The sequence below is a fragment of the Salmonella sp. A7 genome (genome assembly GCF_020181675.1).
Lineage (GTDB): Bacteria > Pseudomonadota > Gammaproteobacteria > Enterobacterales > Enterobacteriaceae > Salmonella > Salmonella enterica.
Genome location: NZ_CP084001.1, coordinates 3,914,486 through 3,940,809, shown reverse-complemented (window position 1 = coordinate 3,940,809; position 26,324 = coordinate 3,914,486). Strand labels below are relative to the sequence as shown.

General features: G+C 52.3%; 25 protein-coding genes, 3 tRNA genes and 1 pseudogene. 14 read left to right on the top strand and 15 right to left on the bottom strand.

What is annotated here, in order from left to right:
• Positions 1 to 57: 57 nt before the first annotated feature.
• Positions 58 to 2,208 carry a pyruvate/proton symporter BtsT gene (btsT, locus tag LCS67_RS19210; RefSeq protein ID WP_000379929.1) on the bottom strand — a complete coding sequence of 717 codons (2,151 nt, stop codon included), beginning with the start codon at positions 2,206 to 2,208 and terminating at the stop codon, positions 58 to 60.
• Between the two features lie 366 nt (positions 2,209 to 2,574).
• Here btsT and tsr point away from each other — a divergent pair, with 366 nt between their 5' ends.
• A complete protein-coding gene (tsr, locus tag LCS67_RS19205) occupies positions 2,575 to 4,236 on the top strand; it encodes a methyl-accepting chemotaxis protein (protein ID WP_000919524.1) in 1,662 nt (553 codons plus the stop codon).
• 111 nt (positions 4,237 to 4,347) lie between these two features.
• Here the strand turns inward: tsr and LCS67_RS19200 are convergent.
• A pseudogene (locus LCS67_RS19200) lies at positions 4,348 to 4,422 on the bottom strand (GNAT family N-acetyltransferase); the annotation flags it as partial.
• A 136-nt stretch (positions 4,423 to 4,558) separates the two neighbouring features.
• Between LCS67_RS19200 and LCS67_RS19195 the strand changes: the two are divergent.
• The 7 genes from LCS67_RS19195 to LCS67_RS19165 all read left to right on the top strand — a co-directional run bounded on the left by LCS67_RS19195 (position 4,559) and on the right by LCS67_RS19165 (position 12,057).
• Entirely contained in the window at positions 4,559 to 7,324 is a 2,766-nt protein-coding gene (locus LCS67_RS19195; RefSeq protein ID WP_001224220.1) for a sigma 54-interacting transcriptional regulator, read from the top strand.
• 101 nt (positions 7,325 to 7,425) lie between these two features.
• Positions 7,426 to 7,848, top strand: a complete 423-nt coding sequence (locus LCS67_RS19190; RefSeq protein ID WP_000820693.1) for a PTS sugar transporter subunit IIA — start codon at positions 7,426 to 7,428, stop codon at positions 7,846 to 7,848.
• A 14-nt stretch (positions 7,849 to 7,862) separates the two neighbouring features.
• Entirely contained in the window at positions 7,863 to 8,324 is a 462-nt protein-coding gene (locus LCS67_RS19185; RefSeq protein WP_000634729.1) for a PTS sugar transporter subunit IIB, read from the top strand.
• Positions 8,325 to 8,349: 25 nt separating this feature from the next.
• The gene (locus LCS67_RS19180; RefSeq protein ID WP_000228866.1) at positions 8,350 to 9,129 is read left to right on the top strand and encodes a PTS mannose/fructose/sorbose/N-acetylgalactosamine transporter subunit IIC; all 780 of its coding nucleotides are present in this window, start codon (positions 8,350 to 8,352) and stop codon (positions 9,127 to 9,129) included.
• Positions 9,107 to 9,955 carry a PTS system mannose/fructose/sorbose family transporter subunit IID gene (locus LCS67_RS19175; RefSeq protein ID WP_000178065.1) on the top strand — a complete coding sequence of 283 codons (849 nt, stop codon included), beginning with the start codon at positions 9,107 to 9,109 and terminating at the stop codon, positions 9,953 to 9,955. Before LCS67_RS19180 ends, LCS67_RS19175 begins: the two co-directional genes overlap by 23 nt.
• A 12-nt stretch (positions 9,956 to 9,967) precedes the next feature.
• A complete protein-coding gene (locus tag LCS67_RS19170; RefSeq protein ID WP_000075418.1) occupies positions 9,968 to 11,029 on the top strand; it encodes an SIS domain-containing protein in 1,062 nt (353 codons plus the stop codon).
• Positions 11,030 to 11,046: 17 nt separating this feature from the next.
• Positions 11,047 to 12,057 carry an SIS domain-containing protein gene (locus LCS67_RS19165; protein WP_000900319.1) on the top strand — a complete coding sequence of 337 codons (1,011 nt, stop codon included), beginning with the start codon at positions 11,047 to 11,049 and terminating at the stop codon, positions 12,055 to 12,057.
• Positions 12,058 to 12,190: 133 nt separating this feature from the next.
• On the opposite strand, the gene opgB is transcribed toward LCS67_RS19165, so the two are convergent.
• From opgB to LCS67_RS19135, 6 genes are all read right to left on the bottom strand, one after another.
• Positions 12,191 to 14,482 carry a phosphatidylglycerol--membrane-oligosaccharide glycerophosphotransferase gene (opgB, locus tag LCS67_RS19160; protein ID WP_001292720.1) on the bottom strand — a complete coding sequence of 764 codons (2,292 nt, stop codon included), beginning with the start codon at positions 14,480 to 14,482 and terminating at the stop codon, positions 12,191 to 12,193.
• A 282-nt stretch (positions 14,483 to 14,764) separates the two neighbouring features.
• Positions 14,765 to 15,256 carry a DUF2501 domain-containing protein gene (locus LCS67_RS19155; protein ID WP_001090316.1) on the bottom strand — a complete coding sequence of 164 codons (492 nt, stop codon included), beginning with the start codon at positions 15,254 to 15,256 and terminating at the stop codon, positions 14,765 to 14,767.
• A gap of 57 nt (positions 15,257 to 15,313) precedes the next feature.
• The gene (dnaC, locus tag LCS67_RS19150) at positions 15,314 to 16,051 is read right to left on the bottom strand and encodes a DNA replication protein DnaC (RefSeq protein ID WP_000799924.1); all 738 of its coding nucleotides are present in this window, start codon (positions 16,049 to 16,051) and stop codon (positions 15,314 to 15,316) included.
• Positions 16,052 to 16,053: 2 nt separating this feature from the next.
• A complete protein-coding gene (dnaT, locus tag LCS67_RS19145) occupies positions 16,054 to 16,593 on the bottom strand; it encodes a primosomal protein DnaT (RefSeq protein WP_000098578.1) in 540 nt (179 codons plus the stop codon).
• 92 nt (positions 16,594 to 16,685) lie between these two features.
• On the bottom strand, positions 16,686 to 17,159 hold the full coding sequence (locus LCS67_RS19140; RefSeq protein WP_000511329.1) for a threonine/serine exporter: 474 nt from the start codon (positions 17,157 to 17,159) through the stop codon (positions 16,686 to 16,688).
• Positions 17,150 to 17,926 (bottom strand): threonine/serine ThrE exporter family protein, encoded by a 777-nt coding sequence (locus LCS67_RS19135; RefSeq protein WP_001665630.1) that lies wholly within the window; start codon positions 17,924 to 17,926, stop codon positions 17,150 to 17,152. The genes LCS67_RS19140 and LCS67_RS19135 overlap by 10 nt, the downstream gene beginning before the upstream one ends.
• A gap of 711 nt (positions 17,927 to 18,637) precedes the next feature.
• Here LCS67_RS19135 and LCS67_RS19130 point away from each other — a divergent pair.
• Both LCS67_RS19130 and bglJ read left to right on the top strand, forming a co-directional pair.
• Positions 18,638 to 19,363 (top strand): response regulator transcription factor, encoded by a 726-nt coding sequence (locus LCS67_RS19130; RefSeq protein ID WP_000936659.1) that lies wholly within the window; start codon positions 18,638 to 18,640, stop codon positions 19,361 to 19,363.
• Positions 19,324 to 19,998: a DNA-binding transcriptional activator BglJ gene (gene bglJ, locus LCS67_RS19125; RefSeq protein WP_000431546.1), complete on the top strand. Its 675-nt coding sequence runs from the start codon at positions 19,324 to 19,326 to the stop codon at positions 19,996 to 19,998. The genes LCS67_RS19130 and bglJ overlap by 40 nt, the downstream gene beginning before the upstream one ends.
• A gap of 50 nt (positions 19,999 to 20,048) precedes the next feature.
• Here the strand turns inward: bglJ and LCS67_RS19120 are convergent, their stop codons facing one another.
• From LCS67_RS19120 to LCS67_RS19110, 3 genes are all read right to left on the bottom strand, one after another.
• Positions 20,049 to 20,507, bottom strand: coding sequence for a YbaK/EbsC family protein (locus LCS67_RS19120; protein ID WP_000058271.1), 459 nt, complete (start codon positions 20,505 to 20,507; stop codon positions 20,049 to 20,051).
• Between the two features lie 150 nt (positions 20,508 to 20,657).
• A complete protein-coding gene (gene fhuF / locus LCS67_RS19115) occupies positions 20,658 to 21,446 on the bottom strand; it encodes a siderophore-iron reductase FhuF (RefSeq protein ID WP_000331537.1) in 789 nt (262 codons plus the stop codon).
• A 120-nt stretch (positions 21,447 to 21,566) separates the two neighbouring features.
• On the bottom strand, positions 21,567 to 22,631 hold the full coding sequence (locus LCS67_RS19110; protein WP_000211204.1) for a GGDEF domain-containing protein: 1,065 nt from the start codon (positions 22,629 to 22,631) through the stop codon (positions 21,567 to 21,569).
• A gap of 250 nt (positions 22,632 to 22,881) precedes the next feature.
• Here LCS67_RS19110 and LCS67_RS19105 point away from each other — a divergent pair, with 250 nt between their 5' ends.
• Positions 22,882 to 23,118 (top strand): DUF1435 domain-containing protein, encoded by a 237-nt coding sequence (locus LCS67_RS19105; RefSeq protein WP_000941879.1) that lies wholly within the window; start codon positions 22,882 to 22,884, stop codon positions 23,116 to 23,118.
• A gap of 31 nt (positions 23,119 to 23,149) precedes the next feature.
• Here the strand turns inward: LCS67_RS19105 and LCS67_RS19100 are convergent.
• From LCS67_RS19100 to rsmC, 4 genes are all read right to left on the bottom strand, one after another.
• Positions 23,150 to 23,236: transfer RNA gene (locus LCS67_RS19100), tRNA-Leu, on the bottom strand.
• A 31-nt stretch (positions 23,237 to 23,267) separates the two neighbouring features.
• Positions 23,268 to 23,354, bottom strand: a tRNA-Leu gene (locus tag LCS67_RS19095).
• A gap of 27 nt (positions 23,355 to 23,381) precedes the next feature.
• A tRNA-Leu gene (locus LCS67_RS19090) sits at positions 23,382 to 23,468 on the bottom strand.
• A gap of 190 nt (positions 23,469 to 23,658) precedes the next feature.
• Complete coding sequence (rsmC, locus tag LCS67_RS19085; protein WP_001272285.1) at positions 23,659 to 24,687, bottom strand: 16S rRNA (guanine(1207)-N(2))-methyltransferase RsmC; 1,029 nt, start codon at positions 24,685 to 24,687, stop codon at positions 23,659 to 23,661.
• 102 nt (positions 24,688 to 24,789) lie between these two features.
• Between rsmC and LCS67_RS19080 the strand changes: the two genes are divergently transcribed.
• From LCS67_RS19080 to yjjG, 3 genes are read left to right on the top strand one after another with little or no spacing between them, the layout of a single operon-like run.
• Complete coding sequence (locus tag LCS67_RS19080) at positions 24,790 to 25,227, top strand: DNA polymerase III subunit psi (protein WP_031570628.1); 438 nt, start codon at positions 24,790 to 24,792, stop codon at positions 25,225 to 25,227.
• Positions 25,172 to 25,618, top strand: a complete 447-nt coding sequence (gene rimI, locus LCS67_RS19075) for a ribosomal protein S18-alanine N-acetyltransferase (RefSeq protein ID WP_001092434.1) — start codon at positions 25,172 to 25,174, stop codon at positions 25,616 to 25,618. The genes LCS67_RS19080 and rimI overlap by 56 nt, the downstream gene beginning before the upstream one ends.
• Positions 25,619 to 25,639: 21 nt before the next feature.
• Entirely contained in the window at positions 25,640 to 26,317 is a 678-nt protein-coding gene (gene yjjG, locus LCS67_RS19070) for a pyrimidine 5'-nucleotidase (protein ID WP_000870686.1), read from the top strand.
• Positions 26,318 to 26,324 lie beyond the last annotated feature (7 nt).

Below are 26,324 nucleotides of genomic sequence, written 5' to 3'. Positions count from 1 at the left end.
TTGCGCCTTATCCGGCCTACACTAGCCGGGATCGCTGTGCGCTACCCGGCATCAGTTTTAGTGGTGTGAAGAGATCTTCACGCCGCCTTCCGGCACGGGCACATACGGGGTTTCTTTGTCGGTACGTTTATCGCTGTTGCGTACCTTCATCCAGGTGGTGAAACCGTAGAAGATAATACTGTACACCACCACCAGGAACAGAATACTCAAACCAGCGTTAGTGTAGTTGTTCACCACGATATGGTTCATGTTGGCAATCTGTTGCTCGGTCAGGTTGGTGCCGTTGGCAATCTTCTCTTTATACAGGTTTGCCATATAGAAGAAACCTTCCATCTGTGGGTTGGCGCTGAACAGTTTCAGGCCCAGCGCCCAGGTGGTGCAGATCAGCAGCCATACCGCCGGGATCACCGTTACCCAGATGTACTTGGTGCGCTGCATTTTGATCAGTACCACGGTGCTCAACACTAGCGCCACGGCGGCCAGCATCTGGTTAGAGATACCGAACAGCGGCCACAGGCTCTTCACGCCGCCCAGCGGGTCGACCACGCCCTGATACAGCAGATAGCCCCACAAACCGACGCAGCCTGCGGTACCGATGATACCCGCGACCAGAGAATCGGTTTTTTTCAGGAACGGGACGAAGTTACCCAGCAAATCCTGCAACATAAAGCGGCCGGAACGGGTACCCGCATCCAGTGCGGTCAGGATAAACAGCGCTTCGAACAGAATACCGAAGTGATACCAGAAGCCCATATCCGCCATCGGCAGGACTTTGTGGAACACATGCGCGATACCTACTGCCAGCGTTGGCGCGCCGCCTGCGCGGTTCAATACTGACGGTTCACCGATATCTTTCGCCGTTTGCAGGATTTGTTCCGGGGAAATCACAAAGCCCCAGGAGCTGACGGTCGCCGCTGCATGTGCGGTAACGTCTTTCAACTGCGCCATAATCAGCGGCGCGTTCTCGCCGCCCATCTCGTGCAGGTTTGGCATGGTAATGCCCAGACCTGCCGGCGGGGTGTTCATCGCGAAGTAGAGACCCGGTTCAATGATCGAGGCCGCCACCAGCGCCATCACCGCAACAAAGGACTCCATCAGCATCGCGCCGTAACCGATAAAACGCGCATCGGTCTCACAGGCCAGCAGTTTCGGCGTGGTGCCGGAAGAGATGAGCGCGTGGAAGCCAGAGACGGCGCCACAGGCGATGGTGATGAACAGGAACGGGAACAGAGCGCCTTTCCACAGCGGGCCGGTACCGTCGACGTACTGCGTCAACGCCGGCATTTTCAGTTCCGGGTTGAGGATCACAATCCCCAGCGCCAGACCGACGATCACGCCGATTTTCAGGAAGGTAGCGAGATAGTCGCGCGGGGCGAGGATCAGCCATACCGGCAGCAGCGCGGAAACAAAGGCGTAGCCGATCAGCGCGAAGGTAATGGTGGTGTCTTTAAAGGTCAGCGCCGGGCCCCAGTACGGGTCGTGGGCAATCACGCCGCCGAAGTAAATAGACGCCACCAGCAGCACGATACCAATAACGGAGACTTCGCCTACGCGTCCCGGACGCAGGAAGCGCATGTAGATGCCCATAAACAGCGCAATCGGCACCGTTGAGCAGACGGTGAAGACGCCCCACGGGCTTTCGGCCAGCGCTTTAACCACGATTAATGCCAGCACCGCGAGGATGATGATCATAATTAAGAAGCAGCCGAACAGCGCGATGGTGCCTGGAACGGTACCCATCTCTTCTTTGATCATCTCGCCAAGAGAGGCGCCGTTACGGCGGGAAGAGATGAACAGCACCATAAAGTCCTGCACTGCGCCCGCGAGCACCACGCCCGCCAGCAGCCACAGTGTCCCCGGCAGATAGCCCATCTGCGCGGCCAATACCGGCCCGACCAGCGGACCTGCGCCGGCGATGGCGGCGAAGTGGTGACCAAACAGCACGTAGCGGTTAGTCGGCACGTAGTTCAGGCCGTCGTTATTGATGACCGCCGGCGTCGCGCGCGTCGGGTCGAGCTTCATGACCTTCTGGGCGATATACAGGCTGTAGTAGCGGTAAGCCACCAGATAGACGGAAACGGAAGCGACCACGATCCACAGGGCGCTCACGTGTTCACCCCGACGTAGGGCAACGACCGAGAGGCAGAAAGCACCGATGATTCCGAGAATCACCCAGGGTATGTGCTTGAATATCTTTTTCGTATCCATAGTAAAACCTGGTTGTAAGTTTAATTATCAGCCGAAGCTGGGTGGACATTGAGTTCGTGTTTGAGGAGGTAGATTGACTGCTATGCTGAGAGGATCTTGCCAGATCATCGCGCGCGTAAAGTTAGGTAAATCAGTGAGTGGTTGTATGGCGGTTTAAGCGGTCGGACGTACCGGTAAGCGGTTTCGCGGAGGAGGGCGTGGGCTATTTTATGTGATTGAGATCACGATATAAAATGGGACGATCCTTGTTGCGCGGGGCGTCATAACGACTTAACTGAGCTAATCGTGATATTAATGGCGCGCATCCCATAAAGTTTTCCCTTTCCAGGCCGAAAATTCTGTATCTGTCTAGCGGAAAGAGAAAACATGTTAAAACGAATTAAAATTGTTACCAGCTTACTGCTGGTATTGGCGCTATTTGGCCTTTTACAACTGACATCCGGCGGGCTGTTCTTCAACTCACTGAAGAATGACAAAGAAAACTTCACCGTATTGCAAACCATTCGTCAGCAGCAGTCTGCCCTGAATTCAACCTGGGTGGAGCTGTTGCAAACGCGTAATACCCTGAATCGCGCGGGTATCCGCTGGATGATGGACCAGAGCAATATTGGCAGCGGCGCAACTGTCGCTGAACTGATGCAGGGGGCGACCAATGCGCTGAAGCTCACCGAAAAAAACTGGGCGCAGTATGAGTCATTACCGCGCGATTCACGTCAGAGTGAGGCGGCTTTCCTTGAGATCAAACGAACCTATGATATCTACCACGGCGCATTGGCGGAGCTTATTCAGCTTCTTGGCGCGGGTAAGATTAACGAGTTTTTTGATCAACCGACTCAAAGCTATCAGGACGCTTTTGAGAAGCAGTACATGGCCTATATGCAGCAAAACGATCGTCTGTACGATATTGCTGTTGAGGATAACAACAGTTCCTACAACCAGGCGATGTGGGTACTGGTCAGTGTGCTGATTGCCGTTCTGGTGGTCATTATCGCCGTCTGGTTCGGCATCAAACTGTCGCTTATCGCCCCGATGAATCGTCTGATTGAAAGCATTCGTCATATCGCCAGCGGCGATCTGGTGAAGCGTATCGACGTGGAAGGCTCCAACGAAATGGGGCAGTTGGCTGAAAACCTGCGTCATATGCAAAGTGAACTGATGCGTACTGTTGGCGATGTACGTAACGGCGCGAATGCGATCTATAGCGGCGCCAGCGAGATTGCGATGGGCAACAACGATCTCTCTTCCCGTACTGAGCAGCAGGCAGCGTCTCTGGAAGAGACCGCCGCCAGTATGGAACAACTGACCGCCACCGTGAAACAGAACGCCGAAAACGCCCGTCAGGCCAGTCACCTGGCATTGAGCGCCTCTGAAACAGCGCAAAAAGGCGGCAAAGTGGTGGATAACGTCGTACAAACAATGCGCGATATCGCCTCCAGTTCGCAGAAAATCGCCGATATTATCAGCGTAATCGACGGTATTGCTTTCCAGACCAATATCCTGGCGCTGAATGCGGCGGTAGAAGCGGCGCGCGCAGGCGAGCAGGGACGCGGGTTCGCGGTGGTGGCCGGTGAAGTCCGTAATCTGGCCCAGCGTAGCGCGCAGGCGGCACGGGAGATCAAGAGTCTGATTGAGGATTCCGTGAGCCGTGTTGATGTGGGTTCGACGCTGGTCGAAAGCGCCGGTGAAACCATGGATGAGATCGTCAATGCAGTGACCCGCGTGACCGATATCATGGGCGAGATTGCCTCGGCGTCCGACGAGCAAAGCCGTGGTATCGACCAGGTGGGCCTGGCGGTAGCGGAGATGGATCGCGTAACGCAGCAGAACGCCTCGCTGGTGGAAGAATCCGCCGCCGCGGCTGCGGCGCTGGAAGAGCAAGCCAGCCGTCTGACCCAGGCCGTCGCGGTGTTCCGTATTCAACAGCAACAGCAGCGTGCGCGTGAAGTGGCAGCGGTAAAAACCCCGGCAGCCGTGTCGTCACCAAAGGCCGCTGTGGCCGATGGCAGCGATAATTGGGAAACGTTTTAAGGGCGTATGGTGAACAGTCGGCCTACAGATGACCGTAGGCCGAATGAGATGCTCACACTTTTGCCTGATGGCGCTTCGCTTATCAGGCCTGGCAGTCCGCGCAGGCCGATTTTAAACCAGCATCAGGCGCATGGCGCAGCGTGATTTATACGCCAGGCCGTGCGCCGCTTCCTCCTCTCTTTTCTGATATCGCGCGCTAATCCAACGTTGAGTGAAGGTGTGCGGTGATCCACAAAAAATGAATAAAGCAAGAGATTGCACGACAGGAGAGCCTTGTTTCGCGGCATCATAATTGCTGATGTGATAATCGTGAGAGGATACGATGCGCAAAGATGCCCTGCTTGCTTTCCTGATGAACCAAACGGATTTTTTTGATCCGGAAAATGTCAGTGAGGTGTTTACCGCGCGCTATCTGGCGCAGCGTTTTAATATGCAGCGCAATACCGCCAGCCATTATCTGAACCAACTGGTGGCGCAGGGCGTGCTCTGCAAAATCAATACCCGTCCCGTCTATTTCCTGCATAAGCAGGCATTTAGCCAACAGTTTTTTACCCTTTCGCGTAATGAATACGCCAGCGTCGCGGAGCTGTTAGCGCACGGGGAACAGGAGTGCGCGCCGGACGATCACTTTTCCCTGTTGATTGGCCATAACGAAAGCCTGAAGCGCCCGATTGAGCAACTGAAAACCGCGCTTTTTTATCCCGACGGCGGACTGCCGCTACTGATGACCGGCGAAAGCGGCACCGGGAAAAGTTATCTGGCGCAGCTCATGCACGAATATGCCATCGCCCAGGCGCTTCTGTCGCCGGATGCGCCATTTATCAGTTTTAATTGCGCCCAGTATGCGAGCAATCCCGAACTGCTGGCGGCGAATCTTTTTGGCTATGTGAAGGGCGCGTTTACCGGCGCGCAGAGCGACAGACCGGGCGCGTTCGAGGCGGCTGACGGCGGCATGTTATTTCTGGATGAAGTCCACCGGCTGAGCGCCGAAGGGCAGGAGAAGCTCTTTACCTGGCTCGATCGTGGTGAAATTTATCGGGTAGGCGACACCGCGCAGGGGCATCCGGTTTCGGTACGTTTGGTATTTGCGACGACCGAAGAGATACACAGTACCTTTCTGACGACATTTTTGCGGCGCATCCCGATTCAGGTCAACCTGCCGGATCTCCAGCACCGCAGCCGCCAGGAAAAAGAGGCGCTGATCTTACTGTTTTTCTGGACGGAGGCGAAAAAACTCTCGGCCACGCTTATCCTCAAACCGCGTTTGTTGCAGATCCTCAATCAGTATGTTTATCGCGGCAACGTCGGCGAACTGAAAAATGTGGTGAAGTATGCGGTGGCGACGGCATGGGCGAAAAAGCCTGGGCAGGAAACCGTTACCGTGTCGCTGCACGATCTGCCGGATGCCATGCTGTCGGCATTGCCGTCACTAAATGAATCGCTGGCGGACGACACGCCGGTGAGCATCACGCCCGACACGAACCTGACCTGGCTGCTGCGCGCCCGCGACGAGATGCAGGGCATGATCCATGATACGCAGTGTCATGTGCTGGCGCTGTACGAGCTGGTACGTAGCGGGAAAGAGGGGTGGGAGACGGTACAAAAAAGAATGGGCGATGAAATTGAAGCTCTCTTCGATCGTCTGATTTTTACCGGCGACGATAATGTGCACTCCCAGCGGTTGCTGTTAATTACAAGCCAGGTGCGGGAAGAGTTTTATCGTCTGGAGAAGCGTTTCAATATGCAGCTTAACGGCAACTGTATTTACGCGCTTAGCCACTATTTAATCCATCGTACCGCACTGGCGCCTTCTCGTCTCAACAGCGAGCAGATCCGCCAACTGGACGCCTTCCTCGCCCAGAAATATCCGCTGCTGTACAGCTTCTGTTTACAAATTCTGGAGACGCTGGGCCAGAAGCTGGATCTGGAGCCGAGACGCATTGATATGCTGCTGCTGGCGCTTTGGCTGCATAAACAGGGGGCTAACAACCAAAAACAGGTGACGCATGCGGTGATTCTGGCGCACGGCTATGCCACCGCCAGCAGTATCGCCAACGTCGCCAACCGGTTACTGAAAAATACGATTTTTGAATCGTTCGATATGCCGTTGGACGTCACGCCGGAGGCGATAGCGCAGCAGGTGATGCGCTATCTGGAAGGGCACCCGCTCGCCTCTGGCCTGATGATTCTGGTGGATATGGGATCGCTCAAGGCCATTCATCGTCATTTTGATCGCGCGCTTTCCACGCCGGTGACGATTATCAACAACGTCTCGACCAGCATGGCCCTGTATGTCGGGGAGCGTATTTTACAGGGGCATTTTATTGAAGAGATCGCCCGCGATATCGCCCGGGATGTGCCGGTCGAGTATCAGCTCTACTGGCCGAAAAGCAACAAACCGCGCGCCATACTGACCACCTGCGCGACCGGTATCGGTGTGGCGACGAATCTTTGCGCATTACTGAGCGCCAGTATTCCGCAGGCGCTGGAGATTGACGTCGTCGCCTGCGATTATGCGATGCTGGCGAGCAATAAAACCCAGGAGCCGGTATTTATGCGCTACGACGTACTGGCGATAGTCGGCACTCTGGACCCGCACATCGCCAGCGTGCCGTGGATTTCGCTCGACTCGCTGATCTCCGGCGAGGGGAATCACTACCTGATGCGGCTGTTTGGTTCGCTGACCACGCCGGAGCAGGTGGCGGAGATCAATAACCTGCTGCTGAAAAACTTCTCGCTCCGACGAGTGATCGAATCCGTCACCATCCTCGACACCAGTAAAGTCATCAACCACGTTGAGCAGTTTCTGCTGCGCTATGAGCATCTGGCGGGCGTTACCGTCTCGAATGAAAGAAAGGTGGCGCTCTATGTGCATATTAGTTGCCTGATTGAGCGTCTGATCCGCCATGCGGGCATTACTGCTTATAGTGGACAACAGTGTCCGGAACAGGAACTGAATCGGCTACGGGAAGCGTTTAGTGTCATTGAGAGTAACTACAGTGTCAAAATCCCCACCGCCGAGCTTGGCTATATCCATAATATCCTGACCTTCGAAACAGAACTTATCGAGCAAGATCAACAGTTTTAACGATTCCTCTCTGTTAACCCGCATCTTTTTTCGGCGCGCCACTTTTTCTGGCACGCCGCTTGCTCTCTTTTATCACAGTGGAATGTGTTTTAGAGGTCAGGATGAAGAGACATTATATTTTCGCCAGCCACGGCACGCTGGCCAGCGGGGTTTTAAACTCCGTGGAGCTGATTTTAGGCAAACGGTCAAATGTCTGGACGCTGTGCGCTTACGTTGAAGAGAGCGTGGATTTAAGCCAGCAGGTAGATACGCTAATTGCCCGGATCCCGCCGGAAGATGAAATTATTGCGCTGACCGATATTTTTGCCGGCAGCGTGAATAATGAATTTGTCCGTTATTTATCACGGGAAAATTTTCATCTGCTGGCAGGGATTAACCTGCCGCTGGTTATCGATCTCTTTATGTCGGAAAACGATGGCAATACCACGCATACCATAATGACGGCGTTAGCGGATTCAAAAGAAAATATTCAGTACTGCAATCAAACTATCACCAGCGCCATGCAAAGCGATAAAGATTTTTAAGGGGAGGAAGCGTCATGATTGTTTTTTTACGGGTGGATCATCGTTTATTACATGGACAGGTCGCCTTTTCCTGGACGCAGTACGTTGGCGCCGACTGTATTTTAATTGCCAACGACAGCGTACCTAATGATGACCTGCGTAAAACCACCATTAAAATGGCGAAGCCGCCCGCGGTGAAGCTGGTTATTAAAAATATTGCCGATTCAATTGAAGCGATAAAAAGCGGCGTTACCGATAAATATAAACTTTTTATTGTTGTTGAATCCGTGGCGGATGCGTACCGGCTGGCGCGCGAATTACCCGACATTAAAAGTATTAATTTAGGCGGCACGAAGGTGCGTGAAGGGAGTCAGAATATTGCTAAAGCCATCAATCTGTTAGCGGATGAAATGACTCAACTTCGGGAGCTGGCGGCTGGCGGAGTAGAGATAGAAATTCGGCTGGTGCCTAACGATCGTAAACAACTTTTTGCCTGAGCGGATACCCTCCTGAGGACATATTATGGTAGAGGCGCTTTTACTTGGACTGGTGGCGTTTATCGCCCAGTCTGAATATGCATTAGGGACGTCGCTGATTTCCAGACCTATCGTGACCGGACTGTTAACCGGACTGGTGCTGGGCGACATGGAAACCGGAATTGTGATGGGCGCGACGCTGGAGTTGGCGTTTATCGGTTCCTTTTCGGTGGGTGCGTCGCTGCCGCCGGATGTGGTCACTGGCGGTATTTTAGGTGTGGCCTTTGCGATTAATTCCGGCGCCGGGGCGGAAACCGCGCTGTTATTAGGTTTGCCTATCGCGACACTGGCGTTAATTGTGAAAAATATCTATAACGGAATGTTTATTCCGTTGCTCTGTCATAAAGCCGATGCTTACGCTGAGGTAGGGGATACCCGGGGCATTGAGCGTATGCATTTAATCTCCGGCATTGGGCTGTCGCTGACGTTGGGGATTATCGTCACGGTCTCTTATTTAGCGGGCGTGAATATGGTTAAAGGTTTTCTGGATGCCATTCCAGAGTTTATTAAACATGGATTAAGCGTTGCCACCGGTATTATTCCCGCGCTGGGTTTTGCCATGCTGGCGCGCTTATTAATTAATAAAAAGGTCGCCCCCTATTTTTTCCTCGGTTTTGTTTTAATGGCGTATTTAAAAATTCCGGTGACGGGTATTGCGATTCTCGGCGCGATCGTCGCCGTCGTGATGGTCAATATGCCGAAATTTGCGGCCTCGCAACCGGCACCTGCGCAAGGAGCGTCTCATGACGATGAAGATGATTTCTGATAAAGACCGCCAGCAGGCGGAAACCACTGGTCTGGTCACCGCGCGTGATTTACGCCGCGTCTTCTGGCGGTCATTCCAGATGGAGTTTTCCTGGAACTATGAACGACAAATGAACCTGGCGTTCGTCTATACGCTCATTCCGGTATTAAAGAAACTGTATAGCCGAAAAGAAGATCTTGCCGAAGCGCTAAAACGCCATCTGGCTTTCTTTAATACCACGCCGCACATTGTGACGTTGATCCTCGGTATTACCGTGGCGATGGAGGAGAAAAATAGCCAGCAAAAAGAGATGGACGCCAGTTCTATCGATAACGTCAAAGCGTCGTTAATGGGGCCGCTGGCGGGTATTGGCGACTCTTTTTTCTGGGGAACATTGCGTCTTATCGCCACTGGCATCGGTACCAGTCTGGCGCTGAAAGGCAATATTCTGGGGCCGATTTTATTTCTGCTGGTGTTTAACGTACCGCATATTCTGGCCCGATGGTTCTTTACCCGCTGGGGCTATGTGCTGGGAACCGGCGTACTGCAACGTATTCAGCAAAGCGGAATGATGGAAAGCCTAACCTATGGCGCCTCGATTATCGGTCTGATGGTGGTTGGCGCGATGACGGCCTCCATGATTGATATCACCATTCCCATTACGTTTGGTACGGGAGAGGCGAAAACCCATGTTCAGGACATTATTAACGACATCATGCCTTGTCTGCTGCCGTTAATTAGCTTCGCCATTGTGTACTGGCTGTTAGGGAAAAAAGTGAAACCGTTAACCATCATTGGCGGTATTGCGCTGGTGGGAATTTTCGGTTCTTGGATAGGGTTATTTTAAGAGGGATACACAATGTCACCAACCATGCTGACCTATATTAACGAAGAGTCTGACGTCCTGGCGAATATTATTCTCCGCCATCGCCAGTCGCTGGAAGAAGTATCGCGGTTCGCCAGCCAAAAAACGTTACGACGAATCCTGATATTAGCCACCGGATCGTCATTGAATGCCGCCTTTTGCGCCCGTTATTTCTTTGAGCGCTGCGGTATCTCTATCGATATTAAAGAGCCGTACACCTTTAGCCAGTATGAGAATAGCGATCCGCAAGCCGATATGGTTATTGCTATTTCCCAGAGCGGGAAAAGCGCTTCTACCCTGGAGGCGATGCGTAAAGTTCAGGCGCAGGGACGTCCGGTATTCGCTCTGACCGCCGATCCGCAAAGCCCTTTTGGCAAGGCCAGCGATTATCCACTGGATATTCTGACCGGGATTGAGTCCGTCGGCTTTGTTACCCGTGGATTTAGCGCGACGGTACTGAATCTGTTGCTTATCGCGTTGTTAATTGCCCGTCAGCAGCAGCGACTGACGGAATCGCAGGTCGAGGAGTATGTGGCGCAGCTTCAACGCATCGCGGCAACCCTGCCGTTGGTTATCGTGCGTACGGAAGCGTTTATTCACCAGCACCAGTCCGTTTTACGAAACGGGACGCGTTTTGTGGCGATAGGCTACGGCGCGCTGGTTGGGGTGGCAAAAGAGTTGGAAACTAAATTTACCGAGACGGTGCGTGTTCCCTCAAGCGGGTTTGAGCTGGAAGCCTATATGCACGGCCCGTATCTGGAAGCCAATGCGGAACATGTGATGTTCTTCTTTGAGGACCGGCCCGACGCGCGCTCCAGGGTGCTACGGGAGTATATGACGCCTGCGGTCGCCAAAACCTTTACTCTCACGCTGGCGAAGGCGGCGCAGGATGACCAGACGCTTGCGCTGGATGTAGCGGTTGATCACCATTTCTCGCCATTGCTGTTGATTGTGCCGGTACAACTCATGGCGTTTCATATCGCCTCACTGAAAGGCATCGACCTTTCGGTACGCATTTTTGACGATTTCGATCGCGTTTTAAAAAGTAAAATCTGAACAATCAGGAGAAAAATATGTTGGGTTTTAATCAGGACGAGTACCTGACGAGTGCTCGTGAGATCATCGCTGCGCGCCAGAAGGCAGAACAGGTTGCTGACGAGATTTATCAGGACAGGTTCAGTTCTTTATTTTTCGCCTCTGTTGGCGGTTCACTGGCGCCAATGATGGCAATTAATGAATTTGCCAAAGAATTAACAACGTTGCCGGTTTATGTTGAGCAGGCGGCAGAATTAATTCATAAAGGAAATAAGCGGCTGAATAAAGACTCTGTGGTTGTTACGCTGTCTAAATCCGGTGATACCAAAGAATCGGTGGCGATCGCCGAGTGGTGTAAAGTGCAGGGAATACGCGTAGTCGCCATTACCAAAAATGCGGACTCTCCGCTGGCGCAGGCGGCGACATGGCATATTCCGATGCGTCACAAAAATGGCGTGGAATATGAATATATGCTGCTGTACTGGCTGTTTTTCCGCGTGCTGTCGCGCAATAACGAATTCGCCAGTTACGATCGCTTCGCCAGCCAACTGGAAATTCTGCCGGCGAATCTGCTGAAAGCGAAACAAAAATTTGATCCGCAGGCTGATGCTATCGCCAGCCGTTATCATAACAGCGATTATATGATGTGGGTCGGCGGCGCGGAGATGTGGGGCGAGGTCTATCTGTTCTCCATGTGTATCCTGGAAGAGATGCAGTGGAAGCGCACGCGCCCCGTCAGCTCTGCGGAATTTTTCCACGGCGCTCTGGAGCTGCTGGAAAAAGAGGTGCCGCTCATTCTGGTGAAAGGGGAAGGGAAATGCCGCGCGCTGGATGAACGCGTTGAGCGCTTCGCCAGTCAGATTACCGATAACCTGGTGGTGATTGATCCGAAAGCGTATGCGCTGGACGGTATTGATGATGAGTTCCGCTGGATCATGGCGCCGTGTGTTGTTTCGACATTGTTAGTTGACCGACTGGCGGCGCACTTTGAGAAATATACCGGCCACAGTCTGGATATTCGTCGTTACTACCGTCAGTTCGATTATTAACAGAAAGGGGCGTGTAGCATATACAGTGCCTGATGGCGCTTCGCTTATCAGGCCTGTGCGCCAGTTTATTGATAAAGATGATGTGTAGGCCGGGTAAGGCGCAGCCGCCACCCGGCATATATGACATTCTCTTTTAACCCTCAACATTCACCACTTTGATCTCCACCATGCCAATCCCCAATTTGCGCGGCGAATGGCCCAAAATATTACCTTCGTTGGTGGAGACGGGAGCGGGCGGCGCAATGACTAAGGTATTCGCGTCCGTCGGGTTGTTGAAATGCAGCGTGATAGTGGACACATCGTGACCCAGCACCAGCGTCTGTTCTTCGTTGCCGACGCGTACCGGGATCGGGCGCTCTGCGTTATCGCCGAAGGCTTTGGCGGTAATAATCAGATCGAATTTCTTCGGCAGCGGTTTTTTATATTCAATCTTCACCTCATCGCCCAACTGCGCATTTGACCAGCGGCCCCAGGACTCCGGCCGGGAAATGCCGCTAAACTGCTTCACCTCCTCCGGCGCGCCCGCGACATTAAAGATAAAGCTATCGGCTTTATAACGAATATCGTTATCGACAATCTTTAAGGTATCGACGTTGCCTTTGTAGCGTTCCATATCGATCATCGTGTCTTTAAACGCCGTCTTACCCTGCCACTGCGCTTTATCGACATGCTGTACGGTTTGCTGCCCGCCAAGCTGCCCCTGCGAGACGCACCAGTCGGTGGAGAGCGCCAGCGCCGGCGCCCATAGCTGCGCCATTTTGTAGCAGCGATCGATCCAAACGAAATTATCGCGCGGGGCGAAGTCGGCCAACTGGAACCGTAGCGGAGCGGAGTATTCACTTTCCGGTAACGGCTCGACGCGCTTATCCGATACGCGCAGTAGTAACGGCAGGCGGAAGTGGCTCCCGGAAAACGCGATCATGTTTTTGTCCCGATCGATAGTGAACGCTTTTATCTCTTTTGGAAAATTCCACAGGCGAATAATATCCGGCTTCATCGCCAGCACTTTCTCTTTTACATTCAGGAACACTTCCGACAGCGACTGCCCGGAAAGGCTGCTACGTCCCAGACCGATAAAATTATCGCCGCCGAGAATATCCAGCACCGTTGCGCCGTTGTCCATTGTGTTGCGTTTGACCGCCAGCGTCTCCTGCTGCGGTTTATCGCCGCGCAGAATGAAAAACAGATTGTTGCGATCTTGCTTATTCAGGTACTTCCAGGCCGTATTATTCATCGCCAGATGGTCGGAAGAGACGACGATAACGGTATCTTTAAACCACGGTGACGCTTTGATTTTGTTGATAAACTCGGCGATGTTTTCCTGGCTGCAACTTACGGCGCTAAAGGACTGGTTGGGTTTGCCGTCGTAATCGTAGCGTTTACGGTTGCAGGTGCGTGAGATAAACCCGTCCGGGTGGTGAGTATCTACGGTCAGCGTAAACAGCGAAAACCGCTGGCCTGAGCGGGAAAGCGCTTCAAATTTCTTCCATGCCTCATCAAGCACCGTATCGTCGTAGAAGCCCCAGTCGTTACGATAAGACGGGTCCGCCACCACCGTTTTTAGCTCTTCAGCGCCATACAGATGATCAAATCCGTGTGATTTCAGGAATACGTCTTTCCCGGCAAAACGCAGGTTAGCGCCCTGCACGAAATAGTTCTGGTAGCCGGAGTTTTTCAGAATATCGCCGAGGCAGATATTCTGCGGAAAGAAGCTGGACACCGACGCTGAGGCATTGCCCTCAAACGGCGCAAACAGCGGAATACCACACTGGGAAGCCACCATCCCGGCGATGGTGTAATCCGTTCCCGGCAGTTGCATGGTATGGCTGAAATCCAGCCCCTCATTTTTCAGCGCGCCCAACTCTGGCGTGAGATTGGGGAACGCGTCATTATCAAAATAGGTCCGTTCCAGGCTCTCGCCGTAGATATAGACCAGATTGAGCTTCGGATTAGGAATGGTTTTTGCTGGTTCTTTATAATAAACGGCAAAATCCGGATCGCCATCGCGCATTTGTGATTTTACCAGTTCGGTAATCTGGCGAAACGCCGGGCTGGCGTCGACCGAACCCAACGCCAGCAGTAACGCCAGCAGGCTGTAACCGACATGATGAGGATGGTGACGGCGGCGGCGTAGTACCCATCCCAGCGCGCCGAATACCGCCACTAACGCCAGGGCAATGCCGATTCCCGGCAGAATATATTTGCCGACTCCCGCTCCCGTCAGACTATTCGTGAGCGTATAAAGCACTGCGTCGTTGATCCCGTCGCCGGTAAAATAGTCGCTGGCATACAGGGTAATATTCAGAATGACAAAAAGTCCCAGCACCGTGAGAGTGGCGGCAAACCACCAGGTGTTACGGCCCGCCTTCCAGGCATATATCAGCACAGAGGCGAGAAACAGAGCGACAGAGAGCAACTCGGACAACTGACGATCCTCAATAAACCAGGCTTATCGCTGGCAGGAAAAAATTTCTAACAATGTAATAGCGATGTCACATTGCTGCAATTCTAATGACTTTACACGGCGCTATTATTTAGAATGAGTTTAGAAAGTTGTTTTTTTGATCGTCATCACTTCCTGACATAGCGGTTAATAACAGGAAAAGACGAAAGGAAAAGTCGGGTTAATGCCGTGCTGGCGGGTAAAGGGCCAAAACACGGCTTTTATCAGGACGTCCCAGCGTGGCGCACGGTCAGAAAAACGCAGTCAGGAAAGGAAATTCAGCCCTTGCTGCAACACCAGATCGCAAGCTTTGGTTTTCACCTTTTCCGCCAGCGGCGTACTGCCGATATTATTGAGGTTCAACTGCTGGCCGTCCTTCGTCTTGAGCAACCCTTGCAGGCCGTTCAGGTAGTTAGTGTCCTGCTCCTGCTGTGTAGTATCCAACCCCAACTTGTTCAGAATCTGATTTTTAACGTTTTCCACGTTGGTAGCGGACGCCAGCTTCTGTTTGGCGCAGTACTGCAAAATTCCGGCGGCATTATTCATATTATCAGCGCTGAGCGACTGGGCGCCGTTGCTGAGCAGACCGGTTAGCGCCGAAAGCGACATCCCGCCCTGCTGTGCGTTCGCGCCCTGAGCGCTTAACTGACTGGCGGCGCTGGAAAGCGAATCCTGCCAGGAGGCGGCGATACCGCTGGTGGAAATCAGTACGCAGGCGACCGCCGCGCAGCACAGAACATGTTTCGCTGTATTCATGGTAATCACCTGTGTTATGCCAGCCAGGCGTTGTATCGCCCTGGCGCACGTTGCAATTTAATACTCTTTACCCGTCACCCGGCTGCGGTAACTGTCCCAGGTAAAATTAACCCATAAACTGTTGCCGAGACGCATACGGTCCATGACGCGTTCGCCAAGCATTTTCGTCATCTCTTCCATATTGCTGTTCGTCAACATGCCGGTGGGACGTTTTGACGAGGAACGACGATCGACAATTTGATTGATGATCACTTTTTCATAACGGGATTCGGTCTGCACGCCGATCTCGTCGATCACCAGCAGATCAACGTTACTCAGATCGTTAAGCAACTGCTCTTCGCTGGTTTCCCGATTGCTGAACGTGTCTTTCATCGCTGACATAATATCCGCTACGGTGATAATCAGTACCGACTTTCCGCGCAGCAGCAGCTCATTACAAATAGCCGCGGCGAGATGATTTTTACCGGTTCCCGGCTTGCCGGAAAAGACAAAGCTGGCGATATTGCCGTCAAATTCATCAACGTACTGTCGGGCTTTACTTAACGCGTTCATTTGTCCGTCGCACTCAACCCGATAGTTATCAAACGAGCAGTTCTGATGCAGCGGTCGAATGCCGGAACGGTTAAAGGTGCGCTGCATTTTCATTGCCCGGTTTTCCCGCGCCAGCGCCGCCGCCCGGATCTCGCCTTGCTCTTTCTGCCACGCCAGCAGTTCTTCGCCCGTTTTAAACGCCGGCGTAATATGCGCAGGCATCATTTTTTGTAGACGCTGCATCAGGTCGCCAACATTTTTCATCGTTACCCCCTAAAACCTGGTGGAATATGATTGTCAGGTTCGCTGACGCTATTGATGTCGCGCTGCGGCATTCCGCCATTGCTGGAACGGCTGATTTGCACGCTGCGCGCCAGCTTTTGCTGCCACTGGATATGGTGAAAAACCTTACCTTCCGCCTGCCAGTAGGCGATAAACGCCGCCAGCTCTTCTGCGGTAACCGGCTCCCGAAGCGCCACGCCCCAAAGGGCAGCCTGACGCTGAAAATCCGCATCCGGTTGCCAGGCGGGATACATGGCGAATTTTCCGCAGGGAATCGCAACGGGGGCGGCTTCGGGTTCTTCGTAAAATTGCGCGTCTAACGCCACATCGCTTCCCGGACGTGATAACTTTTCTTCAAGCGCCAGCAGTTCAGCCATGCGTGCAGGCGTCACGGCATAAAAGGCAGGCGCATTATTAGCGAATACCGCCACTGCGCCGCCCGTTGACTTCGCCAGCACAGCATGATGATCGTGTAAAAGGACGTCAATACCGATGACGTCCGACGTTAAAATTCTGGAAGACATAATGTTTCTCAATATGGAACAACAACCGAGAAGGGCGACTGTTTTTATAGTACCACACAGACCCGTAAGAACAGCAGGAGGCGTTCCACCGATCACACGCGGGGGCGTTTGCGGTACAGCCATAATCCCGGTACAGAGAGGCCAATTGAGAGCGCGCCAACAATGGAAGAGGCTTTCAGAAAATTGGTTAGCAGCGTAATCATCATTGGTTCGCTATAGCCCAGATGGCTAATTTTTACTGCGGAAATCATCGCGGTATAGGCGGAAATCCCCGGAAACATCGGGATCACGGCCGCGACGGTAAACACTTTAGGGTGAGCGAGATACCAGCGTGACCACTGAATACCAATACTGCCGACCAGCAGCGAAGCCATAAACGTCGACCATTCGATATTAAAGCCAGCGCTCATCATCAGCATACGCGAGCCATGACCCAGCGCCCCCAGTAGCGCGCACCACGGAAGTGCCCGGTGGGGAACATTAAAGACCATCGCAAACCCGACGGCGGGGATCGCAGACAAGATCATGTCCTGCATTAGCGCCAGTAAAAAGTCGATTATACCCATCCTCGTAGCCCCCATACTGTCATTGACATCACTACGCCCACACAGGTGGCCAGTGTCAACAGGCTGGCGATAGCCCAGCGCGCCAGCCCGGTATTAATATGTCCTTTAAACATATCTGCGACGGAATTAATCAGCGGAAAGCCCGGCACCAGTAGCAGTACGCTCGCCGCCATGGCGATAGTGGGCGTTTGGCTAAAGGCGGGGAGGGTGAGCATCAGCCCGGAAATCGTGGTAGCGACAAAGGCGGTAATGCAAAAATTGATCTGCGGATGTAAATGCCGCTGCGCCAGCATCTGGCGAATATACATGGCTATCATACTGGCGAAAAAGGTGATAACCGCGCCATCCCAGCCGCCATTATTCAACTTACAAAAGCAGGAGCAGGAAAGACCGACCATAAACGCCACCAGCCAGCGCGGATAACGCAGCGGGCGGAGCTGGCTAAAACGTTTTTCCACGCCTTTGCAATCCAGCAGACGATGTTCCGCGAGGATAACGATATGCTGAACCTCCGTGACGACGTGCATATTAATGCCGCGATCCTGGTTTTTACGTGTCGATGTCAGACATTGTCCGTCTTTAATGGTCGTCAGTACAATGGCGTTAGAGGAGATCGCGCTTTCGACGCTATCCATACCGAGCGCCAAACCGAGGCGGGTGGAAAGCTCATCAACCAGTGCGCTTTCCGCCCCGTGCTGCAATAAAAACAGCCCGCATTGAATACATAACCGTGTTACTGCTCGTTGAATTGATTGCTCTTCTTGCATGACTCGTCCTGTCCGAAAAGACATTTTATGCGCCGCCACTATGACAGAGGCTTCCTTTTTAACACGAAGCGCAGGCATGATGGCGTTGGTTAAGATCAATTTCTTGTTGATAAAAACGTCAACCGCCAGGCGCAACGCATAAGTTTCCTGAGACGTGCGCTTCGTCACAGGCAGGATATCCTTATGGGCGACGGTTCTCGTATGTCCGTTTCCAGAATAGAGACATTATGCCAGCCTGGCCGTTCATTTTTGAATCAATGATGTGGTGAATTTTATCAACGACATGCATTAATCGTTTTACAACAATGGCGTGAGCAGCAGGTGTAAAAATAGGCGTGACTTAGTGTAATTTGCAGATATTACATGGATTTTATGGGTGACAGTCAGTATTGTTGGGCTTTTATTTCAGGATTCAGCAATATGAATGAAGGACGAACTCATATTTTAAATTTATTAATATGATGAGTTTCGTTAGAATTACTAATGTGCAAATTTAGTTAATTTAATTGTCTTGCTTCTGGTTTTATGAGTAACTATGCGATAGTGATTTCATGTTTTTGTGCTATGTGGATTGTAGCGCAATCAATGTTATATTTTTAAAAATAAAACAAGGATAATTAATCCACTCGGCTTATATTTCTTTGCGCTCATTGTTAATAGTATTTTTATTAATGGGACAATGAAAAGGGGCGGCGTGGGTGCGGAGGAATTATGCTGCCAGGATGCTGCAAAAATGGACTTATTATCAGTAAAACCCCCCTTATACAGGAAGGCCTTAAAGGGGCTATAACAGGTAATTTCCCCGATTATAAACTGGCGTATTGCCGTACGATAGAAGAGCTAACGCTGCTACAACTACGTCGAAGTAATTTAGTTATTGCTGATTTAGCAGTTAACAATGCCTCTCCCCGTGCTATCTGCGAATATTTTTATAGCTTACTCTCGCAATATCGCGACATACATTGGGTATTTCTGGTTCCTAAATCCAGCTATCCACATGCGGTTGATCTCCTGATGGGCCCCGTCAGCACCTTGCTTTCAGACGAAGAGCCAATCGAGAATCTTATTAGCGTTATCCATGCGGGAAACGCTCGTTCAGAAAGAATAAGCAAAACGTTATTATCGCCTCAGGTACCGTCTGAAATTCAGCAGTCCCACGACAGGCCGATTGTCCTTACGCTGTCTGAACGAAAAGTATTACGCCTTTTAGGAAAAGGGTGGGGCATTAACCAAATTGCGGCATTACTTAAAAAAAGTAATAAAACAATTAGCGCCCAAAAAAATAGCGCCATGCGACGCTTATCAATACACAGTAATGCAGAGATGTATGCATGGATAAACAGTTCTCAGGGAGCCAGAGAATTGAACCTACCTTCGGTATATGGAGAAACCATGGAATGGAAAACAGAATCAGCAAGAGAAATGTTGCGCTCGTAGAAAAATGCGTGATGAGCACCATTGGTATTAAAGGGCTATTTGATGCAATGCCGGATTGCCGACATACGCTTCATATTTTTTCAAAACCATCCGCGTTTTATAAGGCTGCGCTAAAGACGCCGTTTTCTGCCGTTATTTTTTCTCTTTCTGCGTTAAGAACTGAACGCCGGACAGGATTATCCAGCCTGACGGAACTGGCGATAAATTATCCCCATATGCGGCGTCTGGTGATTGCAGATGATGATGCTGAAGCCCGCTTAATCAGCGCGCTATCCCCGCTGCCGCTGGATGGGGTCATCAGCAAAGCGTCGCCGTTGGATGTTTTACAGGATGCCTTATTTACATCGCTTAATAGCGCCCGGCGGACAACGGAGCGTACAGATAATCTTTGGGAGCTTCACCAGAATTGTATGCTTAGTCCAACCGAGCGGGAGATTCTGCGTTTTATGTCGAACGGCTACTCAATGCCGCAAATTGCCGTCCAGTTAGAACGTAACATTAAGACTATCCGGGCGCATAAGTTTAATGTGATGTCCAAGCTGGGCGTGAGTTCTGATGCCGGGTTACTCGATGCAGCGGATATTCTGTTATATCTGCGCGCCGGAGATGCTACCGCGCTCCAGCATCGGGTATAGCCCGTGCCGGATGCGCCGTGCTTGTTCGGGGAGTCCGGGTGTCAGGCACGTTATTGGCACACGTCAACCCAGGTCGCCGATGTCAGTTCAGCCATTCTTTCCGGCGTGATGCGTACCGCGCTGTGCGTGGCGCCTGCGGCAGGCAATACTTCGTTATACCCCTTCAGAGAGATGTCGCAATAAACGGGCAGCGGGTGCTCCAGCCCAAAGGGACATACGCCGCCGACAGGATGTCCGGTTGCATTGACCACTTCATCGCTGCTCAACATACGGGCTTTTGCGCCGAAAGTGCTTTTAAGCTTCTTATTATCCAGGCGGGCATCGCCTTTAGCGACCACCAGGATAATAGTGTCTTTTACTTTAAGCGAGAGCGTTTTAGCTATCTGCCCAGGCTCTACGTTGTGCGCTTTGGCTGCCAGTTCGACAGTCGCTGTACTTTGATTTAATTCGATAATTTCAATATCGGGAGCATGATCGGCCAGAAATTGCCGTACAGATTGCAGACTCATTCTTCTCTCCTGAGACCTTACCAATAGCCACGGTAGACCCAAAAATGGCAAAACGTAATTTGGCATACGGAGAGCGCCGCTGTAAATATAATAATGTGACAGGCCAGCAGCAGTAAGCCGTGACGATAACTGAAGGCAACGTAACGCAGTTTACTTTAGCGTGCAGTCGCCGCACTGCTGTACGTCAGGTAAGCGGTAACGTTGGCAGCAGGTTCTGCGTACCAGAAGACCGTCGCGCATTACGACGGTCCGCCACAGCGGGTTATCCTGACCGTCGGATAGCTGCTTTTCAAAAAAACAGCGCTGGCGTAGCGTTGCCAGCAGGGCTTCGCCAAGCAGCGGTTTCATCTCAGTCAGATACCAGTTGATTAAATAACCGGTATTGCTCCAGATAAGTTTCGCGTTGATGTCGCCAGTCGCCTCCAGCGCCTGAATGACCGGCTGTAGTGCGGAGACTACCAGCGTTTCCATTCGTTCTTCCGGGGAACGCCCCGTTGTCAGGTTATCCTGATGCACATCAAGCCAGAAACATGCGGCGCGCCCGGTTTCATGAAATTCAACGTGAATATGTTCTGCCGAGACATTGATAGCGCGCGCTTGCGTCAGTAATGCCAGCATCAGCGGCGGCGTCATCAGCCCGATATACCATTGCGCCCACAGGGAGAGTAACGGCTTATTTTCACGTGGCAGGCCTGGCGTGTGGCGATAGATGTGATCGGAATAGGCGGCCAGCAATGAACGAAACGTCGCGGGGCGCGTCCACTGGGCAAGAGTCATCGCCGTTGGCGGCGGCGTTTCATCCAGCCGAATGAAGTCCAACAGGTACTCACGGGTAGAGGCGATCGTCTCGCGTACTGCGTCCGCCAGCGAGGCGTCTTCCGGCTGGGGAGCAGCTCGCCAGATAATATCGTCAGCAATCGGTGCGGAACGGTAGGCCATAGCGCAGTTTAATGATGTTAATCTAAATGATAATGATTGCTAATCCTATCGATAGCGATAAACGATGGCAAGCGGTTTATGGTTAACGCTGTTGGCGTAGCACGATTACGCCAGCAGGATTCATAGGGCGCGCATGTCGTCGCTGACCAGAATGTGGTTACGTCCAAGATGCTTGGCTTCGTAGAGCGCTTTATCCGCTTTTTCGATAGCGTCTCCGATATTGCGATCCGTCAGGGGCGCAATGCCGATACTGACAGTGACATTGGTGGCGACGCTTTCGTTAAACATATGCGGGATTTTAAGATCGTATACTTCCTGTCGGATACGTTCTGCGGTAGCGCGGGCTTGCTGTGGTTCGGCGGTGGTCAGCAACACCAGAAATTCTTCCCCGCCAAAACGGCAGACGACATCGCGCGATCGCACGGCGTCCCGAATTGCCGCTGAGACGCGGATTAACGCCTGATCGCCCATCATATGACCGTAGTGATCGTTGTACGCTTTGAAATGATCGATATCCAATAGCAGGACGTAGTGTTCATGGCTGCCCGGCGCCTGTAACGTATCCAGCCGATTTTGCAGGCCACGGCGGTTATATAAGCCGGTTAATGGATCAAGCATACTCAGGCCATTGAGGGTTTCCCGCTCGGCCAGCAGCTTAAACATGAGCTGCTGGGCAAAGTTATCGTAGCGTTTCTGGATAACATGTTGAATAGCGATTCCCACCATTGGCAGGGCCAGCAAATAGAGAATTCGCAAACCTTGTTCATTACCATTCAGCCACAGGCAGACCGCGACTGGCGGTAGCGAATAGAGCGTAAACGCGACGATATTCGCGGCAAAGGCTATCGAGCCGATAAACAGAACGCTAAGCAGGGAAATCAGTAAAAAAGAGAAATCATAATGGCCTAATGCCGGATACTTTAGCGCAATATGCGCCGCCCATATTCCCCCAAAGAGTAGGGAGATAAAGGGGAGATTAATTCTTTTTTGTCCATATTTCCCATGCCATATCAACAGTAATACGCTCAGGACCATTATCCCAATCATTGGCGTGCAAAATACATTGATTTGATAAAGGGGGAAAACGAGAGTAAATAGCGCCGACACGGCGTTGAGAAACAAGAAAAGACGTAAAGAAAACTGATACTTCTTAATACGAAGCGACCGCCAGGATGGTGTTGTCATGGGTAATTGTCGTTATTTATCGGTGATATACACGGAATCGGGCGCCAACATGAAAATAACGTATGAGAAAAGGTCGCCTAAAGCGAGGTGTTGTTGTTTTTACGTTAACAGTCGGACAATTTATCACCTTACTGAATACGTGTCATCAACCGTTAAGTAAAACTCATCTCTTTAGCTTCCTCCCTGGCTGACAAATGAGAAAATATATCATATGATATTGGTTATCATTATCAATTCCAGAGGTGAAACCATGTTGCAGCGAACGTTAGGCAGCGGATGGGGCGTATTATTGCCTGGAGTGATTATCGTTGGACTGGCGTTTATCGGCCTGTCAGCTTATGCGCTGAAGCTGTTGATTGTATCAGGATTGCTACTGTCTGCGCTGATGTTGTATCACAAACAATTACGGCATTTTGTACTGCTGCCATCGTGTATGGCGCTTATTGGCGGCATGATGTTGGCAATGATGAACTGGAATCAGGGATGAAAATGAAGAGACAAAGGAAGGATAAGATAATTGGTGCGAGGGGGGGGACTTGAACCCCCACGTCCGTAAGGACACTAACACCTGAAGCTAGCGCGTCTACCAATTCCGCCACCTTCGCACAGTTATCTTACTTTTTGATATCGCCTCGTTGGTGCGAGGGGGGGGACTTGAACCCCCACGTCCGTAAGAACACTAACACCTGAAGCTAGCGCGTCTACCAATTCCGCCACCTTCGCCCAGTGCGAGCAATATCAACGTGGTTTTGGTGCGAGGGGGGGGACTTGAACCCCCACGTCCGTAAGGACACTAACACCTGAAGCTAGCGCGTCTACCAATTCCGCCACCTTCGCATACCATCGATTCTTGAAAAGAATCACTACCACGGAGGCGCATTCTAGTGGTTTTCAGCTATTCGTCAATAGTTAATTGCATGGGACAGATTGATTGCTGCAAAAATGGGCGCGAGACGTAGGTTGGATAAGACGCCTGGCGCCGCCATCCGGCACATGCAACCAGATGGCGCTGCGCTTATCAGGCCAACTATTTCTTCGCCTGACGGGTCATCACGGTACGATAAACCTTAAAGCGCCCGGTTTGCGCGATGACTTCATGGAAGCCAAAAGTCTCATCCAGAATCTTAGGATAGGGCAGAAAGGCGTTCGCCACGATGCGTAACTCTCCGCCGCTGTTCAGATGGCGCACTGCGCCGCGAATGAGCGTTTGCGCCGCATCGAGGCTGGTTTGCATTCCGTCGTGGAACGGCGGGTTGGAGATGATCATGTCAAAACGTCCTTTGACTTCCGAAAAGACGTTGCTGGCGAATACCTCGCCTTCAAGGCCATTAGCGGCAAGCGTGGCGCGGCTGGCTTCCACCGCCGGAGCGCTGACGTCACACAGCGTCAGGCGCACTTTCGGAGAATGGCTGGCCAGCGCGGCGGAAAGCACGCCAGCGCCGCAGCCGACATCCAGCACTTTACCTTTGGTGTGCGGCGTCAGCGTAGATAGCAGCAGTTGGCTACCAACATCCAGTCCGTCGCGGCTGAATACGCCCGGCAACGTTTTGATGGTCAGCCCGTCGATGTTGTACTCGGCCCACCAGGATTCAAGACTAAACTGCGGCTGCTTTTCCAGACGACCATGGTAAAGGCCGCAACGTCGCGCGCTATCTACTTTGTTCAGCGGAGCATAGTCCGCCAGCATCGGTTCGGCGCTACGCACGCCGCTGCGGTTTTCCCCCACGACGAAAACATCGACGCCCGACGGCATCAGCGACAAAATATTCATCAACTGGAACTGCGCTTCGGGTTTATTTTTCGGCCAGTAGTAGATCAGCGTATCGCAGTCAGCGACATCGCTGGCTTGCGCGACCAGGCTAAAACGGACGTTATCGCCCATCTGGCGGCTTAACGCCTGCCAGTGGTGAAACTGTTGCGTATACGCGCGGCTGGCGGCGCATTCAAAGCGCGCGGGCAGGTCATCCTGCAAATCTCCGGCAAAAAGAATACGGCTTTGTTCGAAATCATCACTGTGGCGCAGCAAGACTTCACTTGCCGGGGTAAAAGCAGACATGGAATGCTCCTTAATTCAGACTGGCGGCGATTATAGTAGTTTGATGGCGGAGATTCGACAGATTTGCTATATTTGCGCCCCTGATTACAGGAGCGTTTCGCTATGACATCCCGACGAGACTGGCAGTTACAGCAACTGGGTATTACGCAGTGGGCGCTGCGACGTTCTGGCGCGCTACAAGGCGAGATTGCGATTTCCCTTCCCGCGCACGTTCGTCTGATCGTGGTTGCAGAGGAATTACCCGCGCTGAACGAGCCGCTAATGCGCGATATTTTACGCGCGTTGACCGTGAGTCCCGATCAGGTTTTATCCCTGGCGCCTGAGCGCGTCGCCATGCTGCCGCAGGGCAGCCGTTGTAATAGCTGGCGGTTAGGAACTGACGCGCCGCTCCAACTCGAAGGCGCTCAGGTCACGACGCCGGCGTTTAATGAACTCCGGGCAAACCCGGCGGCACGCGCCGCACTATGGCAACAAATCTGCGAACATGAACACGATTTCTATCCTCAGCACGACCGATCTCCCCGCAGCCTGGCAGATTGAGCAACGCGCTCATGCGTTTCCGTGGAGCGAAAAAACGTTTTTCGGCAACCAGGGCGAACGGTATCTCAATCTTAAGCTGACCGCTGCTGACAGAATGGCCGCGTTTGCCATTACACAGGTGGTGCTGGACGAAGCGACGCTGTTCAATATTGCCGTCGATCCGGATTTTCAGCGTCGGGGGCTGGGGCGTATGCTGCTTGAGCATCTGATTGATGAACTGGAAAAACGCGGTGTTGTAACGCTATGGCTGGAGGTACGCGCCTCTAACGCTGCCGCCATCGCGCTGTATGAAAGTCTGGGGTTTAACGAGGCGACGATTCGCCGCAATTACTATCCCACGGCACAAGGGCATGAGGACGCCATCATCATGGCGTTACCGATAAGCATGTAATAAAAGAGGCAAGGTGTAATGATGAAGTGGGACTGGATTTTCTTTGATGCCGATGAAACGCTGTTTACGTTTGATTCTTTCACCGGTTTACAGCGGATGTTCCTTGACTATAGCGTCACCTTTACCGCTGAGGATTTCCAGGATTACCAGGCCGTGAATAAGCCGCTATGGGTGGATTATCAGAACGGCGCGATTACCTCATTACAATTGCAGCACGCGCGTTTTCAAAGTTGGGCTGAACGGCTAAACGTTGCGCCGGGGCTGCTGAATGACGCTTTTATTAGTGCGATGGCGGAGATCTGTTCTCCTTTGCCGGGCGCCGTTTCGCTACTTAATGCGATTCGCGGGCAGGCTAAAATCGGTATTATTACTAACGGTTTTACCGCGCTACAACAAACTCGTCTGGAGCGCACCGGGCTGCGCGAGTATTTCGATCTGCTGGTGATTTCCGAGCAGGTTGGCGTCGCGAAGCCCGATCCGAAAATCTTTAACTACGCCCTGGAGCAGGCGGGGAACCCTGACCGCTCGCGCGTATTAATGGTTGGCGATACCGCGGAATCCGATATTCTTGGCGGCATTAACGCCGGACTGTCGACCTGCTGGCTTAACGCGCATCATCGCGAGCAGCCCGCGGGTATTCATCCAACCTGGACTGTGGCGTCATTAAGCGAACTGGAGCAGCTCCTGTGTAAACACTGATTGCCTC

Coding starts and splice junctions, on each gene's coding strand:
- btsT (WP_000379929.1), bottom strand. CDS start 2,208: ATGGATACGAAAAAGATATTCAAGCACATACCCTGGGTGATTCTCGGA.
- tsr (WP_000919524.1), top strand. CDS start 2,575: ATGTTAAAACGAATTAAAATTGTTACCAGCTTACTGCTGGTATTGGCG.
- LCS67_RS19195 (WP_001224220.1), top strand. CDS start 4,559: ATGCGCAAAGATGCCCTGCTTGCTTTCCTGATGAACCAAACGGATTTT.
- LCS67_RS19190 (WP_000820693.1), top strand. CDS start 7,426: ATGAAGAGACATTATATTTTCGCCAGCCACGGCACGCTGGCCAGCGGG.
- LCS67_RS19185 (WP_000634729.1), top strand. CDS start 7,863: ATGATTGTTTTTTTACGGGTGGATCATCGTTTATTACATGGACAGGTC.
- LCS67_RS19180 (WP_000228866.1), top strand. CDS start 8,350: ATGGTAGAGGCGCTTTTACTTGGACTGGTGGCGTTTATCGCCCAGTCT.
- LCS67_RS19175 (WP_000178065.1), top strand. CDS start 9,107: ATGACGATGAAGATGATTTCTGATAAAGACCGCCAGCAGGCGGAAACC.
- LCS67_RS19170 (WP_000075418.1), top strand. CDS start 9,968: ATGTCACCAACCATGCTGACCTATATTAACGAAGAGTCTGACGTCCTG.
- LCS67_RS19165 (WP_000900319.1), top strand. CDS start 11,047: ATGTTGGGTTTTAATCAGGACGAGTACCTGACGAGTGCTCGTGAGATC.
- LCS67_RS19155 (WP_001090316.1), bottom strand. CDS start 15,256: ATGAATACAGCGAAACATGTTCTGTGCTGCGCGGCGGTCGCCTGCGTA.
- dnaC (WP_000799924.1), bottom strand. CDS start 16,051: ATGAAAAATGTTGGCGACCTGATGCAGCGTCTACAAAAAATGATGCCT.
- dnaT (WP_000098578.1), bottom strand. CDS start 16,593: ATGTCTTCCAGAATTTTAACGTCGGACGTCATCGGTATTGACGTCCTT.
- LCS67_RS19140 (WP_000511329.1), bottom strand. CDS start 17,159: ATGGGTATAATCGACTTTTTACTGGCGCTAATGCAGGACATGATCTTG.
- LCS67_RS19135 (WP_001665630.1), bottom strand. CDS start 17,926: ATGCAAGAAGAGCAATCAATTCAACGAGCAGTAACACGGTTATGTATT.
- LCS67_RS19130 (WP_000936659.1), top strand. CDS start 18,638: ATGCTGCCAGGATGCTGCAAAAATGGACTTATTATCAGTAAAACCCCC.
- bglJ (WP_000431546.1), top strand. CDS start 19,324: ATGGAAAACAGAATCAGCAAGAGAAATGTTGCGCTCGTAGAAAAATGC.
- LCS67_RS19120 (WP_000058271.1), bottom strand. CDS start 20,507: ATGAGTCTGCAATCTGTACGGCAATTTCTGGCCGATCATGCTCCCGAT.
- fhuF (WP_000331537.1), bottom strand. CDS start 21,446: ATGGCCTACCGTTCCGCACCGATTGCTGACGATATTATCTGGCGAGCT.
- LCS67_RS19110 (WP_000211204.1), bottom strand. CDS start 22,631: ATGACAACACCATCCTGGCGGTCGCTTCGTATTAAGAAGTATCAGTTT.
- LCS67_RS19105 (WP_000941879.1), top strand. CDS start 22,882: ATGTTGCAGCGAACGTTAGGCAGCGGATGGGGCGTATTATTGCCTGGA.
- rsmC (WP_001272285.1), bottom strand. CDS start 24,687: ATGTCTGCTTTTACCCCGGCAAGTGAAGTCTTGCTGCGCCACAGTGAT.
- LCS67_RS19080 (WP_031570628.1), top strand. CDS start 24,790: ATGACATCCCGACGAGACTGGCAGTTACAGCAACTGGGTATTACGCAG.
- rimI (WP_001092434.1), top strand. CDS start 25,172: ATGAACACGATTTCTATCCTCAGCACGACCGATCTCCCCGCAGCCTGG.
- yjjG (WP_000870686.1), top strand. CDS start 25,640: ATGAAGTGGGACTGGATTTTCTTTGATGCCGATGAAACGCTGTTTACG.